Annotated in this window: 12 protein-coding genes; 4 read left to right on the forward strand and 8 right to left on the reverse strand. The window is 65.6% G+C overall.

Going from position 1 to position 14,206, the window contains the following annotated elements:
• Nucleotides 1-202 precede the first annotated feature (202 nt).
• The 3 genes from V6657_RS22975 (at nucleotide 203) to V6657_RS22985 (ending at nucleotide 5,078) form a co-directional block, all read left to right on the forward strand.
• On the forward strand, nucleotides 203-2,953 hold the full coding sequence (locus V6657_RS22975) for a nitrate reductase (RefSeq protein ID WP_048935806.1): 2,751 nt from the start codon (nucleotides 203-205) through the stop codon (nucleotides 2,951-2,953).
• Between the two features lie 122 nt (nucleotides 2,954-3,075).
• Entirely contained in the window at nucleotides 3,076-3,708 is a 633-nt protein-coding gene (locus tag V6657_RS22980) for a DUF2239 family protein (protein ID WP_338755245.1), read from the forward strand.
• A complete protein-coding gene (locus V6657_RS22985) occupies nucleotides 3,705-5,078 on the forward strand; it encodes an MATE family efflux transporter (RefSeq protein ID WP_048935808.1) in 1,374 nt (457 codons plus the stop codon). The genes V6657_RS22980 and V6657_RS22985 overlap by 4 nt, the downstream gene beginning before the upstream one ends.
• Nucleotides 5,079-5,097: 19 nt before the next feature.
• Here V6657_RS22985 and V6657_RS22990 read toward each other — a convergent pair whose 3' ends face one another.
• The 7 genes from V6657_RS22990 to V6657_RS23020 all read right to left on the reverse strand — a co-directional run bounded on the left by V6657_RS22990 (nucleotide 5,098) and on the right by V6657_RS23020 (nucleotide 11,733).
• A complete protein-coding gene (locus V6657_RS22990) occupies nucleotides 5,098-5,412 on the reverse strand; it encodes a Rieske (2Fe-2S) protein (protein ID WP_048935945.1) in 315 nt (104 codons plus the stop codon).
• Nucleotides 5,413-5,425: 13 nt separating this feature from the next.
• Nucleotides 5,426-5,998 (reverse strand): alpha/beta hydrolase, encoded by a 573-nt coding sequence (locus V6657_RS22995; protein WP_048935809.1) that lies wholly within the window; start codon nucleotides 5,996-5,998, stop codon nucleotides 5,426-5,428.
• Nucleotides 5,999-6,095: 97 nt separating this feature from the next.
• Nucleotides 6,096-7,238 carry a porin gene (locus V6657_RS23000; RefSeq protein WP_048935810.1) on the reverse strand — a complete coding sequence of 381 codons (1,143 nt, stop codon included), beginning with the start codon at nucleotides 7,236-7,238 and terminating at the stop codon, nucleotides 6,096-6,098.
• Nucleotides 7,239-7,294: 56 nt separating this feature from the next.
• The gene (locus V6657_RS23005; protein WP_048935811.1) at nucleotides 7,295-8,143 is read right to left on the reverse strand and encodes a TauD/TfdA family dioxygenase; all 849 of its coding nucleotides are present in this window, start codon (nucleotides 8,141-8,143) and stop codon (nucleotides 7,295-7,297) included.
• 9 nt (nucleotides 8,144-8,152) lie between these two features.
• On the reverse strand, nucleotides 8,153-9,133 hold the full coding sequence (locus V6657_RS23010) for a quinone oxidoreductase (RefSeq protein ID WP_048935812.1): 981 nt from the start codon (nucleotides 9,131-9,133) through the stop codon (nucleotides 8,153-8,155).
• A 134-nt stretch (nucleotides 9,134-9,267) separates the two neighbouring features.
• On the reverse strand, nucleotides 9,268-10,605 hold the full coding sequence (locus V6657_RS23015; RefSeq protein WP_048935813.1) for an MFS transporter: 1,338 nt from the start codon (nucleotides 10,603-10,605) through the stop codon (nucleotides 9,268-9,270).
• Nucleotides 10,606-10,677: 72 nt separating this feature from the next.
• On the reverse strand, nucleotides 10,678-11,733 hold the full coding sequence (locus V6657_RS23020; RefSeq protein WP_048935814.1) for a 3-keto-5-aminohexanoate cleavage protein: 1,056 nt from the start codon (nucleotides 11,731-11,733) through the stop codon (nucleotides 10,678-10,680).
• A 153-nt stretch (nucleotides 11,734-11,886) separates the two neighbouring features.
• On the opposite strand from V6657_RS23020, the gene V6657_RS23025 reads away from it, so the two are divergent.
• Nucleotides 11,887-12,888, forward strand: coding sequence for an AraC family transcriptional regulator (locus V6657_RS23025; protein ID WP_048935815.1), 1,002 nt, complete (start codon nucleotides 11,887-11,889; stop codon nucleotides 12,886-12,888).
• A gap of 2 nt (nucleotides 12,889-12,890) precedes the next feature.
• Here the strand turns inward: V6657_RS23025 and V6657_RS23030 are convergent, their stop codons facing one another.
• Nucleotides 12,891-14,153, reverse strand: coding sequence for an MFS transporter (locus V6657_RS23030; RefSeq protein ID WP_048935816.1), 1,263 nt, complete (start codon nucleotides 14,151-14,153; stop codon nucleotides 12,891-12,893).
• Nucleotides 14,154-14,206 lie beyond the last annotated feature (53 nt).

Genomic DNA, 14,206 nt, shown 5'->3' on the forward strand with positions numbered 1-14,206 from the left:
GCGGGCGGAAAAAGGAAGGAGGCCTGTTTGAGCGAAGCGAGTTTGCCTCCTTCCCCGCCCGGTTACGAAAACTCAAGGGATGGGTCGCCATCTCGGGCGCGCCTTTCTTTGCTTACTTTCTTTGGCAAGACAAAGAAAGTGAGTCAGCCCCGGCAGGGGATGAAACAAGGGATGCACCAAACGCGTACAGAGCAACACGGAAATGACGATGAAGACCATCCCTATTCAGCCGACAACTGACGCCGTGCGCACCACCTGCCCCTACTGCGGCGTCGGCTGCGGCGTACTGGCGACCCCCCAGCCGGATGGCACCGTCGACATCAAAGGCGACCCCACCCACCCCGCCAACGCAGGTCGCCTATGCGTAAAAGGCTCCGCACTAGGCGAAACCGTCAGCCTGGAAGGCCGTCTGCTCCACCCAGCCATGCGCAAACGCTCGCATGACCTAGACGCACCCATCGCGCCATTGCAGCGCACATCGTGGGACACGGTCCTCAACACCATCGCCCAAGGCTTCCGCCGCATCATCGACGAACACGGCCCCGACGCCGTCGCACTCTACGTCTCCGGCCAACTGCTGACCGAGGACTACTACGTCGCCAACAAGCTCATGAAGGGCTTCATCGGCACCGCCAACATCGACACCAACTCGCGGCTGTGCATGTCGTCCGCCGTGGCCGGGCACAAGCGCGCGTTTGGCGAAGACCTCGTGCCCGTCTGCTACGACGATCTGGAAGCGGCAGACCTGATCGTGCTAGTGGGCTCCAACACCGCCTGGTGCCACCCGATCCTGTTCCAGCGCATCGTGCGCGCAAAAGAAGCGCGGCCGCAGATGAAGGTAGTGGTGGTCGACCCGCGCCACACCGCCACGTGCGAACTGGCGGACCTGCACCTGCCCATCAAGCCCGGCACAGATGTTCGGCTGTTCAACGGCCTGCTGTCGTTCCTTTCGCGGCGCGGCGTGGTGGACCGCAACTTCGTCACGCTGCATACCAACGGCCCCGACGCCGCACTGCAAGCCGCCGGCACCGAGAGCGAAGACGTTGAAGCCGTCGCCAAGGCCTGCAAGCTCAAGCTGGACGATCTGCTCACGTTCTACAGCTGGTTTGCCAACACAGAACGGACCATCACGGCATTCTCGATGGGTGTCAATCAGTCCAGCGCGGGCACCGACAAGGTCAACAGCATTATCAACTGCCATCTGCTCACGGGCCGTATCGGGCGCGCGGGCATGGGGCCGTTCTCGATTACCGGCCAGCCGAATGCGATGGGCGGGCGCGAAGTGGGTGGCCTAGCCAACATGCTGGCCGCGCACATGGAGCTGAACGAGCCTGCGCATCGCGCGTTGGTGCAGACGTTCTGGAACGCCCCGCGCATGGCCGACAAGGTGGGCCTGAAGGCGGTAGACCTGTTCAACGCCATCGAGGAAGGGCAGGTGAAGGCCGTGTGGATCATGGGCACCAACCCCGTGGTCAGCCTGCCCGATGCCGATCAGGCACGTCGTGCGCTGGCCAAGTGCGAACTGGTCGTCGCCTCCGACATCGTTGAAGCGACCGACACGACCGTGCTGGCCGACATCCTCTTGCCCGCGCTCGGCTGGGGAGAGAAAGACGGCACGGTGACGAACTCCGAGCGCCGTATCTCGCGCCAGCGCGCCTTCCTGCCAGCGCCCGGTGAAGCGCGAGCCGACTGGGACATCATCGCCGACGTCGCCCGCCGCATGGGTTACGACGGCTTCGATTTCAAAAGCCCGTGCGACGTGTTCGATGAGCACGCGCGCTTGTCTGCTTACGCCAACGATGCAAGCGGCGTGCAAGGTGTTCGGCGTGCATTCCACCTCGGTGGCTTGACGGGACTCGATGCCGATGCCTACAACGGCATGACGCCAGTGCAATGGCCCATCGCCAAGCCGGGTAACAGCGAAGCGCGCCTCTTCAGCGATGGCCGCTTCGCCCATGCCGATGGCCGTGCGCGCTTCGTACCGACACCGGCCCGCGCACCCGCGCATGCGGCCAATGGCGACTACCCGCTTATCCTCAACACCGGCCGCGTGCGCGACCAGTGGCACACCATGACGCGCACCGGCCGCGCGCCCAAGCTGGCGGACCACGTGCCCGAACCGTTTGTCGATCTGCACCCGCACGACGCGCTGCTGGCCGGTGTGCGCGAAGGCAGCCTGGCGCGTGTGTCGTCGCGTTGGGGCAGTGTCGTGGCGCGCGTGCGCATGACGGGCGGCATCGTGCGTGGCAGCGTGTTTGTGCCGATCCACTGGAACGGGCAGTTCGCATCAGACGCACGCGTGGGCGCGGTCGTCAATCCGGAGGTCGACCCGATATCGGGCGAACCCGAGTTCAAGCACACGCCGGTGATGGTCGAGCCGTTTGATGTGGCTTGGCATGGCTTCGTGCTCTCGCGCCGCGCGCTGGATACCGATGACGCAACGTGGTGGACGCGCATCCAGGGCAAGCGGTTCGTGCGCTACGAACTGGCCGGGCGGCAGCAACTCGATTCGGTGCACGACTGGGCGCGCGCGCTGCTCGGCGTGGCAGACCCACATGCCGATTGGCTCGAATACGAAGACAAGACGGCGCGCGTCTATCGCGCGGTGCATGTGGTGGACGACCGTATCGAAGCCTGTGTGTTTCTCTCGCCGCGGCCGGACCTGCCATCGCGCAACTGGCTGGCGGGCCTCTTTGCGCAGGCGCGCCTGGAAGACCTCGACCGTGCAGGCGTACTGCTCGGCCAGCCGATCGAAGCTGGTGCGGATGTGGGGCCGACCGTGTGCTCGTGCTTTAGCGTGGGCCGCAACACCATCTGCGACGCCATCCGCACCCAGGGTCTGCAATCCACGGGTGAGATCACGGCTTGCCTGAAGGCGGGCGGCAATTGCGGTTCCTGCGTGCCGGAGCTCAAGCGCCTGCTGGTAGAGGCGCGCGTGCAACAGGCGGCGTGATCGGCTCGCAACGTCACCCGTAGGTGGCGCATTCTGCGCAACAACGTATTTCTACCCGGAAGATATTGACGTCAAATTAAACCCGGGTAGAATCGGCTCCCTCGTTTCACTGGAGCCTGTTCATGCATCCCGCATCGGTTGTGACCTGTACGGCGTTTGCCGGCGGGCGACGTATTGCCGCCGGCCCCTTGCGCGATGTTGCACAGGCGGTCAAAACCTACATCGACTGCCATGCCGATGCCGCCGTGCTCGTCTTTGACGACGCGACCAGCGATGTGGTCGAGCTTGACCTGCGTGGCTCGGTTGACGACGTCCTTGCCCGGCTTCCTGCCCAATCCGATTCCGAGATTCCCGACGAACCCGTGCCGCCGCGTGGCCCAGGCCGCCCGAAGCTGGGCGTGACCGCGCGCGAAGTCACACTGCTGCCGCGTCACTGGGAATGGCTGGCCTCGCAGCCCGGTGGGGCGTCGGTCACGCTGCGCAAGCTGGTGGAAGATGCCCGCCGCGCCAGCGAAGCACGCGATCGCCAGCGCGCGGCAGTCGACGTGGCCTATCGTTTTCTTTCGGCCATGGCGGGCAATGCCCCTGCCTATGAAGATGCCCTGCGTGCCTTGTTTGCTGGCGACGCCGAGCGCTTCGTTACCTGTACAGAAGCCTGGCCCGTCGACGTGCGCGAGCATGCTCACTTGCTTGCCGGCCGTGCATTCGGCACAGCGGCCCCCACGACACAAGAAGAAGGACAACACGCCGCATGAGCACCACCCACCCCAATGCACGTCCGCTGTGGCGGACCTTCGTGGCCTTTCTCGGGCCGCTGATCCTGGCCAACATCCTGCAATCGTTGTCGGGCACGCTCAATAACGTCTACGTCGGGCACATGCTGGGTGTGAAGGCGCTCGCAGCGGTGTCGGCGTTCTTCCCCATCCTGTTTTTCTTCATCGCTTTCATCATCGGGCTGGGCTCGGGCGCGGCGGTGCTGATCGGGCAGGCATGGGGTGCCAAGAAGCCGGAGGCGGTGAAGACCGTGGCGGGCACCACGCTGTCGGTGGGTTTTGCCGTGGGCTTGGCCGTCGCGTTGCTGGGTGGCCCGTTCGCGCAGGCGCTGCTGGGCTGGCTCGGCACGCCGGCTGACATCCTGCAGGACGCCACGCTCTACGCCAGCGTCATGCTCTACGCCATGCCGGGTCTGTTCGTCTACCTGCTTGCCACCGCGATGATGCGCGGCGTGGGTGACACGCGCACGCCGCTGCGCACGCTGGCGCTGTCCACGTCGATCGGCCTGGTGCTCACGCCGACGTTCATTCGCGGCTGGTTCGGCTTGCCGCAACTGGGCGTGGCAAGCGGTGCGGTGGCAACGATCATTTCGTTCACGATTGCCCTGGTGTGGCTGGCGTTCTTCCTGCGCCGCCGCAACCATCCGCTCGCGCCGGATGCCGTGCTGGCACGACATCTGTGGGTGGACTTTGGCGTGCTCAGGACGGTTCTGAAGATCGGTGTGCCGACGGGCGTTCAGCTTGTGGTGATCTCGATTGCAGAGCTGGCGCTGCTGTCGTTCGTCAACAGCTTCGGGTCGGACGCCACGGCCGCTTACGGCGCCGGCACGCAGATCATCAGCTATGTGCAGTTCCCCGCCATGTCGATCGCCATTACGGCGTCGATCCTGGGGGCGCAGGCCATTGGCGCGGGCAACACGGATCGGCTCGATGCCATCACCCGCACCGGGCTGATGCTCAACGTGGCAATCACCGGGCTGCTGGTGGTGCTGGCGTTGCTGTTCTCGCGCTCCGTGATCGGCTGGTTCACCTCGAACACGGAGGTGATGAGCCTGGCCCAGAGCCTGCTGCATATCTCGTTGTGGAGCTCGGTCATCTTCGGCATGGCGAGCGTGTTCTCGGGCGTGATGCGTGCCAGCGGCACGGTGATGGCGCCCACGGCCATCTCGATCATCGCCATTGCGGCGGTGGAAGTGCCGGTGGCGTGGATGCTCAGCAAGCACATCGGCACCGATGGCATCTGGGCGGCGTACCCGGCCGCGTTCATCGCCATGTTCGTGATGCAGGGGGCGTACTACGGTTTGGTGTGGCGGCGCCGCGCCCAACGCTTCGGCATCCGCCGCATGGTGTGATGCCGTACTGGCTACCACGCTATGTCGTGTGTGGCGAGTCCTCCAGCTTGACGGTCAGCATGCCGTCAGCCGTGCTGACCGGAAAATGCTTGAGGCACAGCGCGGCTGTATCGCTCGCCGCCAAATCGAAGTGCAGCCCGTGTGCCGGACATTGCAGCCGCGTGCCTTCCAGCTTTCCACCGGCCAGCGATGCCCCTTGATGCGGGCAGGTGTTGTCGATGGCATAGACCGTGCCATTGATGTTGAACAGCACGAGGCTGCGGCCCTCTACGAACACCAGCCTGCGCTGACCCGGCGGCAGCTCCGTCGCGGGAATCGAGACAGCGCGCGACATGTCGCCCTCCGATTCAGCGCAACGCATCGATGAGCGCCTGCGCTTGCAACCACGGTCCAAAGCCAGCGGCGGGGTTCAGGTGTCCGACATCCCCCAGATCCACCAGTCGGCTGCCCCAGTCGGCGGCCATGCCCGCGATGCGCTCGTACGATGCCAGCGGGTCGTTGCGGCTGGCCGCGACGATGCTCGGAAACGGCAGCGGACGACGCGGGCAGGGTAGCCAGCCGTTCTTCTGTAACACGTCGTGTGTGGGATAGCCCGCGGGCAGCGGTGTATCCAGATCGGCCGGCGTGGCAAGCAGCGCACCGTGAATGCTGCGTGCATGACACCGCGCCCAATGCACGGTGATCATCACCCCCGCGCTGTGCGCCACCAGAATCACGGGCCCGTCGATGGCGGAAACCGCTTTGTCCAACGCCGCCACGCGCGCCGCGCAACTGAGCTTGTCGGCCTCCAGCGGCGGCACCGATTCAGCTTTGCATCCAGTGGCTTGCAACGCGGCCTGCAGCAGCGTCTGCCAGTGGTCGGCTACGTGGTCCCGCAGGCCGGGCACCATGAGGATCGTCGGAGTGGTGTGAGTTTGCATCGGCAGAAAACGTAGGGTGAGAAAAAAACGAGGAGGTCGCCCTCCTCGAATGCCGACCGGGGAGACGGCGGCAACCGCCTCCCGTGGTGTAGGTCGCTTAGAACTTGTGGCGGATGCCGACCGCCATGCCGACCATGCTCGTCTTGCCGGAGGCCAGGCCGTAACCCGTTGCGTTGAGGTCTACCGTGGCCTGGTCCAGCGCCAGACCCGCGTTGCGCGCGTAGGCGGTGCTCAGGTACAGGTCCGTGCGCTTGGAGAGCGTGTAGTCGGCAATGAAGGCCACCTGCCACGGGTTCGGCTGGGTCGATGGCGCGCTGTTGATCGTCTTGATCTTCTGATACGAGTACTCCAGCGACAGCATCAGCGCATTGGTCGCCTGGTAGTTCACGCCCGCCCAGTAGTAGTCGTCGCGCAGGGCCACGCTGCCGTTGGTGTTCTTGTTCTGACCCCAGCGGTAGCCGCCCATGATCTTGATGGCATCACCAAACAGATAGCTGCCCGCGATGGCGGCCTTGCGCACGGTGCCTGAGCTGAACGCGCCGCCGCCCAGCGGCACGCTCGGGTTGTACTGGTCAAACGCCAGCGTGGCGCCGATGGGGCCGGCCGTGTACGCCACGCCGGCGCCGTAGCCGCTGTCGCGACGGGCTTGCCCGGGCACCTCGCCGTTGCCGCCGCCGGTGGGGTTGGCGCTCGGCGCGCCCGTGCCGAAGCTCCAGTGCGCTTGTGCGGTGACGGGGCCGAAGGTGCCCGTATACATGGCGGTGTTGTCCGAGCGGAAGTTGACACCCGTCTGCACCGCAGCCGGTTCGTACTGCGTGGAATATGCCATTGGCTCGAAGTTGGCGAGCAACTGGAACAGCGTTGTGTACTGGCGGCCGAACGTGAATTGGCCCACCGTGCTGCTCTTCAGCCCCACGTAAGCCTGGCGGCCGAACAGACGGCTCCCTTGCTGCGATTGCCCGGTGTCGCTCGCAAAGCCGCTCTCCAGCACGAAGAGCGCGCTCAGGCCACCGCCCAGGTCTTCCACCCCGCGCAGGCCCCAGCGCGAGCCGGACAGACCGCCGCTCTGCATGGACACGCGGTTGCCCGAACTGCCGGGTGTGGCGCCCGGCAGGTTGGTGGCGTATTCGATGTTGGTATCCACCACGCCATACAGCGTCACGCTCGATTGCGCATAGGCTGCACCAGCGCAGGCCAGCAGTGCGATCGGTGCAATGGGGGCGATGTGCTTGCTCTTCATGTTGCAGGGTCTCCTCTTGGTGTTGTTGCCGCGGGCTCGATTTGGCCCGACAGTCTTTAAAACGGCTTGCTGCCGATAATGCCTGCGCGCTCCATCTTGCGATGGCACGGCGCGTAATCCATGACCGCGTAGTGCTGCGTGGCGGTGTTGTCCCAGATGGCCACGCTATTGGGCTTCCAGCGCCAGCGCACCTGATATTCGGGGATGTACGCCTGGCTGATCAGGTAGCGCAACAGGTCTGCCGCGCCGCTGGTGGCGTCTTGTCCGTAACGCACGCGTGCGGGCGTGTGGTAGTTGGTGAAATGCGTGGTGAAGCCGTTGACGTACAGCACCTTCTCGTCGGTGTCCGGATGGGTGCGTACCACGGGGTGTTCGGGGTCGGGGTACTGCGCCTTGAGCGCGAGGCGCTTTTCGATCGGCATGGCGGCACCAAAGCTGGCTTCGATGCTGTGGCGTGCGCGCAGGTTGGCAATGTCGCGCTTCACATCGTCGGGCAGCCGCTCGTAGGCCAGCACCATGTTGGCCCACATGGTGTCCCCACCCACGGGTGGGCATTCCACACAGCGCAGTACGGCGCCGAACTGCGGTGCTTCGCGCCACGTGGTGTCGGAGTGCCAGCAGTTTTCATAGCGGTCGTTTGGCTGGTCGGGCGTCTTGTAGATGCGCACGAGGCCGGGGTGATCCGGGTCGCTGCCGGCCACGGGATGATCTTCCAGATCGCCAAAGCGGCGCGCAAAGGTGACGTGCTGCGCGCGGCTCAAGTCCTGGTCGCGCAGAAAGAGCACGCGGTGCGTGAGCAGCGCCGCGCGGATCTCGTTGAACAGGCCGTGGTCTTCAATGGCATCGGCCAGTTGCACGCCGATGAGTTCTGCGCCCAGCGCGTTGGTCAGTTGTTCGACTCGCATGGCGGTGCCTTAGATGACGAAGACGGACGAGCCCGTCGTCTTGCGTGCTTCCAGATCGCGGTGCGCCTGCACAGCCTCCTCCAACGCGTAGCGTTGATGGATCTCGATCTGGATGCGGCCGGCTGCGACGTGGTCGAACAGCTCGCCGGCAAGCGCTGCCTTCTCGGCTGGATCGGCGATGTAATCCGCCAGCGCCGGGCGCGTCATATACAGCGAGCCCTTCATCGCCAGCACTTGCGGATTGAACGGCGGGATCGGGCCCGAGGCCGTGCCGACGCACACCATCAGCCCGCGCCGCTTGAGCGAATCGAGCGAGGCGTCAAAGGTGGCCTTGCCCACGCTGTCGAACACCACGTTCACGCCCACGCCGTCGGTCAGCTCGCGCACGCGCTTGGCGACGTCTTCGTGCGCGTAATTGATGACGTGGTCGCAGCCATGTGCACGGGCGATGTCCGCCTTGGCTTCGCTCGATACGGTGCCGATCACCGTCAACCCGAGCAGCTTGGCCCACTGCGAGACGATCAACCCTACGCCGCCCGCAGCCGCGTGCAGCAGGATGGTGTCGCCCTTGGCAAACGGATAGATGCGGCGCAGCAGGTAGGCCGAGGTCAGGCCGCGCATGGTCATGGCGGCGGCGGTTTCGCAGGCAATGGCATCCGGCAGCTTGATGAGCGGTGCGGCCGGGATCAGGCGCTCGGTGCTGTAGGCGCCCAGCGTGTTGACGAAGCCGGTGTAGGTCACGCGGTCGCCCTCGGCAACGTTGGTGACGCCGTCGCCCACGGCTTCGACAATGCCTGCCGCTTCAACGCCCATGCCGGCGGGCAGTGGCACCGGATACAGGCCGGAGCGGAAGTACGTATCGGCAAAGTTCAGGCCGACGGCCTCGTGACGCAGGCGGACTTGGCCGGGGCCGGGGCGGCCGACTTCGACGGTCTCGCAGCGCAAGACCTCGGGGCCGCCGGTTTCATGAAAGCGGACTGCGGTTGCCATGGGGTATCTCCAGGTTTTTTTCAGATGTTTGGGGTGCGCGCCGCCGGCACGGCTCGCTGGGCGAGCCGCGGTCAAAGCGGAGAGGGGATGGAGGTGCCTTGGGAGGCGGCGCGCGGTTAAGTCGGGCTAGGTGCTCATGCAGAGGCCACCGCAGATGGGCTGAGGGCGGGCCCCGCATCCACTTGCACGCTGGCCGCGCGTTTCAGTTCGGCCTCGTAGCTGCGCGCGGCCAGCAGGAAGCAGCCTGCTGCCACCACACCGAAGATCGGCATGACGGCCAGCGCAGTCTGCAGGCCCCACGCATCGGACATCGCGCCGCCAACGAACGGACCGATCGCCAGGCCGAACAGGTTCTGGAACAGCGAGAGCACCGCAGCCCCTGTGGAGCGCACACCCGGGTGGACCACGTCGAACACCACGCTGGAGGCTGGCGCCACCGTGCACGTCATCAGGAAGCCGCCGAAGGCGATCAGCAGGAATTGCTGGTTGGCCGGCATGGTCGTGCCGAAAGCCGTTGTGAACACCAGCAGCGTCACGATCGCCAGCACCGCCACGGCAATCAGCCGGTTGCGCTGACGGCGCGCTGCCACCACGTCGGCCACCACGCCCCACACGAAGGCCCCCAGCGCGCCGCACAGCACAACCAGCGCGGCCTGCATTGCGGCGCGGTCCGGCGGTGTGCCGTGGTAGCGGTTCAGGTAGCTCGGCAGCCACGACCAGATGGTCGATACAACGATCAGCTGGAAGGCCGCGCCCAGGCAGGTCCACCACAGCGTGCGTGATTTGGTGAGTGCGCCAGCCACGCGTTGCAGGAGCGTGCCAGCGGACTGCCGTGCCTGCGCCGCACCGGGTGCCATCGCCACCGTCTTGTAGTCCGGCACAAACACATAGAGCAGCGCCAGCAGCAACCCGGGCACGCCCACCACGCCAAAGGCTGCCTGCCAGCCCCAGCGTGCCGCGATCACACCGCCGAGCAGTACGCCGAGCACCGAGCCCACGGATGCCGCCGCAAAGAAGGCGCCCATCAACGTGGCACGCAGGCGCTTGGGGAACAGGCTGGCGATGAGCGCTGCACCCACCGAGCCGTAGCCGGTTTCACCGACACCCACGATGGCACGCGCGGTGAACAACTGCGCGTAGTTGCGCGTGAACATGCACGAGATGGTGGCCAGGCTCCACACCGTCGCCATGATGACGATGCTCTTGACGCGGCTGAAGCGGTCGGCCAGCAGCGCCACCGGCAAGCCGCCCACCGCCACCACGATCGAGATGACCGAGACGAGTGCGCCGAGTTGTTTGTCCGACAGCGCCCAGGCTGTCTTCAGATGCGGGAACAGCGACACGATGACTTGCCGGTCGATGTAATCGAACAGCATCAGCGCAAAGGTCATCGCAAACGCAAACCACGCCTGGGGGCGGCTGACGAGGTAGTCGTCACGGTCTGCGCATGGGTCGGCGGCATGCAGATTCATGGTTGTCTCCGAGTGGCGGCGCTTGCGTTGAGCGCCGCCTGTGTTGGGCCCGGTGAAAGTGCGTCTTGTAGTTTAGGCTGCGCGCAGCGGCAGGTTCTTCACATTCGGCGTGCGGTTGGGGGCCATGCCGTGGGCTGCCAGCGTTTCCTCGGCGCTGTCGTACCAGGTGCCGATGCGGTAGATCTGGCGCGCCTCCTTGCCACTGGCGATTTCGCGCCCCAGTTCCTTGGCCACGCGCACGCATTGTTCGATCTGCTGCACCGAGGTCATGCGATTGCCGTGCTGGTCGATGATGGTGTCTTCAATGCCGCAGCGCGGGTGCAGGCCCATTGCCATGGCCATCATGTTGAACGGCAGCACGTTCTTGAGCAGCGACTCCGCCGTCAGCGTGCAGCCGTCCGGCGCACGGTGGATGAAGTTGAAGAAGTTGAACGGGTTGGGGCCGTCAAAACCGCCACCAATGCCGATCCACGTGAGGTTGAGCGGGCCCTTGTAGAGGCCCTTGCGCACCAGGCGCTCCAGCGTCTCCATCGCATGGATGCCGGTGAGCTGGAAGTGTGGCTGCACGCCGGCAGCCTGCAGGCGGCGCAGGTGTTCCTCCAGCCATTGCGGGCCGGCCGGCACGGTCATCTCGCGGTAGGCCTGCTGTAGCGCGGGGTGTGACAGTGAGGTGCCTTCCAGATACTCCGGATACAGCAGCTCCATGATGTTCATCTGCGTGGTGTTGATGGCCACGGTCACCTGATCGGGCGTTGGCGTCAGGTCGGCCAGCATGTGGCGCGTGTCGTCCGACAGCCACTTGGCGGCCTGGCCTTCGTCTTCCGGCGCAAACGAGATCGAACCGCCCACCTGGATGATCATGTCGGGCACCGCAGCGCGCACACCGGCAATCAACTCGTTGAATTTCGACAGCCGCTTGCTGCCCTTGCCGTCCAGTTCACGCACATGCAGGTGCAGCACGGTGGCACCGGCGTTGTAGCAATCCACGGCTTTCTGCACCTGCTCTTCCATCGTGACGGGGATGTCTTCCGGAAAATCTTCCGGCATCCATTCCGGGCCGTACGGCGCAGCGGTGATGACGACCTTGTCCTGGTTCTCGGGGTGCAGCGAATCATCGAGGAATTGCACGGTGTGTCTCCTGTAGGGGATGTCTCTGGTGGACTCCACTATAGGGAGACGGTAGGGTTGTATTTCTCATTTGGCGCCAAGTTTTTCTCTTTATGCGCCATTCCGTGTAAACACCAAGAGGACCTATCAGGCCCCGGATATTGGCGGACATCCATGGAGACAATGGTGCGCGCCCGGTCGCTGAACGGCTATTTTCAGGTCGTGCGGCGGCTCGGCTTCAACCCGCAGGAAGCGTTGCGGCAGGTGGGGCTCGACCCCGCCAAGCTGGCCGACACGGAACAGCTCGTGCCCGTGGTGGCGACATGCCAGTTGATGGAGGTCACAGCGGCCAGTGCGCCATGCCCGACACTCGGCCTGCAGATGGCCGAGGCGCGGCAGGAGCTGGACTTTGGCGTGCTCGGCCTGCTGCTGGGTCACAAGCGCACCCTGCGCGAGGCGTTGCAGGCCATCATCCAGTACCGCCACCTCATGAACGAGGCGCTGGCGGTCTATCTGGAGTCGGATGGCGACATGGTGGTCATCCGCGAGGAGATCATCACCGAGACGCCTGTGCCACTGCGTCAGGCCAACGAGTTGGCCGTGGGTGTGCTGGCCCGCATTTGCAGTGCGCTGCTGGGCACGCATTGGAAGCCGCGCGGCATCCACTTCACGCACGCAGCCCCGGCAGATGTCAGCCTGCACCGGCGCGTGTTCGGTTGCCCGATCGTGTTTGACAGCGATTTCAACGGCATCGTCTGCGTGGCGGCCGATCTGGAGACGCCCAATCCGGCCGCCGACCCGGCCCTCGTGCGTTATGCAGAAAGCCTGGCCGAGCCGCTCAACGTGTCGGGGCCGGATGCCGTGGTGCAGGAAGTGCGGCGCGCGGTGTATCTGCTGTTGCCGCTGGAGCGTGCCTCGGTGGAGCAGGTGGCCGAGCACCTTCACCTGAGCGCACGCACCTTGCAGCGGCAGTTGGAGTCCGCTGGCGCCACGTTCTCCGAGCTGGTGGAGGAGGTGCGCCACAACCTGGCCGTCCGCTACATGGCCAACCCGAGTTACCGGATCGGCCGCGTGGCGGCGCTGCTGGGGTACACGCGGCAGGCATCATTCACGCGCTGGTTCGTCGCCCACTTCGGCATGACGCCGCGTGCATGGCGCGATGCGCAGACGCAATAGCGTCAGGCAGGGTTGAGCGCAGTATCGGCATCATCCGGACTCGGCTGACGCGCGAGCCGGACTGCGGGCGACTGGAGGATGCACAACAGCTGTAGCGCAAAGCCGGCCAGCGCCATCAGCAGGCACGCACCCATACCCGCCTGCGCCGCCAACCATGCCGCCAATGCAGCACCCACCGGTCGTGCACCGTACGACATCACGTTCACCGCCGACACGCGTGCCAGCAGAGCGGGCGGCGTGACTGTCTGGCGCAGCGTGGTCGTGCTGACCACCCATAGGATCGGCCCACACCCCAGCATGAAGAACCCCGCATGGGCGAGCGCCGGCCACGGCTGCCAGAGCGTCGCTGCCAGCAACGCACCGCCGGCCAGCCCGCACACGGGGCCGGTTGCCACCACATGGCCAAAGCGCCAGCGCGCCAGGATGCGTGCAGCGAGCAGTGCGCCAATCACCATGCCCGCACCGTACATCCCGAGCGTGAGCCCGATGGCCTGCGCCGACAGCCCAAGCCGGTGCGCCGCATACGGCACGAATACGGCGAGCACCATGAAAAAGGACATCGTGAAGAGGCACTGCGTGATGAACACCGGCCGCAGCAGCGGGTGATGGAACACGAAGCGCGCACCCTCGGCGATGTCGCGCAGCGGATGCGTCGCGCGCCGTGCTGCAGGCGCGGGTGAGGGTACGCCCGTCAGCAGCGCCGCTGCACCAACGGATAGCGCGGCGGCAAGCACGAAGGCCGTCATGGCGCCGGTCCAGCCGATCAGCGCGCCACCGATGGCCGGGCCGCAGGCAAACGCCACGGTGCGCGCCAGTTCGATGCGCCCGTTGGCACGCGAGAGCATCGCCGGTGGCACGAGCGATGGCACCAACGCCGGTGCCGCCACACTGAACACCACCGTGCCGCAGACCGCCACGAAGCCCAGCACCACCAGCGCTGTCAGATTCAGTTGGCCAGCGAGCAGCAGCCCTGCCACCCCGAACAGTGCCGCTGCACGCACCGCTTCTGCCCCGGCCATCAACGTGCGCTTGGGCCAACGGTCCGCCAGCATCCCAACGGGGATGGCAAACAGCACGAACGGCAGCGTGAGCGCCACCTGGAGCCAGCTCGCTGTACTGGCATCGGCATGCAGGGTGAGCACCGCCACCATCGGCATGGCGGCCAGCGCGATCTGCTCGGCGGATTGCGCGGCGAGGTTGGAGCCCGCCAGCCGGTTGAAGCCGGCAGTCAGGCGGTCGATCGATGAGTCAAGGGGGGCGGGCATCGCACGTCTCCTGGTCCTGAAAGTGTTGGGCTTCAGGTTAGGGATGGCGCTGC

This window comes from Ralstonia sp. RRA, assembly GCF_037023145.1.
In the GTDB taxonomy this organism is placed as follows: domain Bacteria; phylum Pseudomonadota; class Gammaproteobacteria; order Burkholderiales; family Burkholderiaceae; genus Ralstonia.

What these genes read in the sequence shown, in the direction of transcription:
- V6657_RS23025 (WP_048935815.1), top strand. Translation starts at nt 11,887, where the DNA reads ATGGAGACAATGGTGCGCGCCCGGTCGCTGAACGGCTATTTTCAGGTC.
- V6657_RS23010 (WP_048935812.1), bottom strand. Translation starts at nt 9,133, where the DNA reads ATGGCAACCGCAGTCCGCTTTCATGAAACCGGCGGCCCCGAGGTCTTG.
- V6657_RS22985 (WP_048935808.1), top strand. Translation starts at nt 3,705, where the DNA reads ATGAGCACCACCCACCCCAATGCACGTCCGCTGTGGCGGACCTTCGTG.
- V6657_RS23005 (WP_048935811.1), bottom strand. Translation starts at nt 8,143, where the DNA reads ATGCGAGTCGAACAACTGACCAACGCGCTGGGCGCAGAACTCATCGGC.
- V6657_RS23015 (WP_048935813.1), bottom strand. Translation starts at nt 10,605, where the DNA reads ATGAATCTGCATGCCGCCGACCCATGCGCAGACCGTGACGACTACCTC.
- V6657_RS22990 (WP_048935945.1), bottom strand. Translation starts at nt 5,412, where the DNA reads ATGTCGCGCGCTGTCTCGATTCCCGCGACGGAGCTGCCGCCGGGTCAG.
- V6657_RS22975 (WP_048935806.1), top strand. Translation starts at nt 203, where the DNA reads ATGACGATGAAGACCATCCCTATTCAGCCGACAACTGACGCCGTGCGC.
- V6657_RS22995 (WP_048935809.1), bottom strand. Translation starts at nt 5,998, where the DNA reads ATGCAAACTCACACCACTCCGACGATCCTCATGGTGCCCGGCCTGCGG.
- V6657_RS22980 (WP_338755245.1), top strand. Translation starts at nt 3,076, where the DNA reads ATGCATCCCGCATCGGTTGTGACCTGTACGGCGTTTGCCGGCGGGCGA.
- V6657_RS23030 (WP_048935816.1), bottom strand. Translation starts at nt 14,153, where the DNA reads ATGCCCGCCCCCCTTGACTCATCGATCGACCGCCTGACTGCCGGCTTC.
- V6657_RS23000 (WP_048935810.1), bottom strand. Translation starts at nt 7,238, where the DNA reads ATGAAGAGCAAGCACATCGCCCCCATTGCACCGATCGCACTGCTGGCC.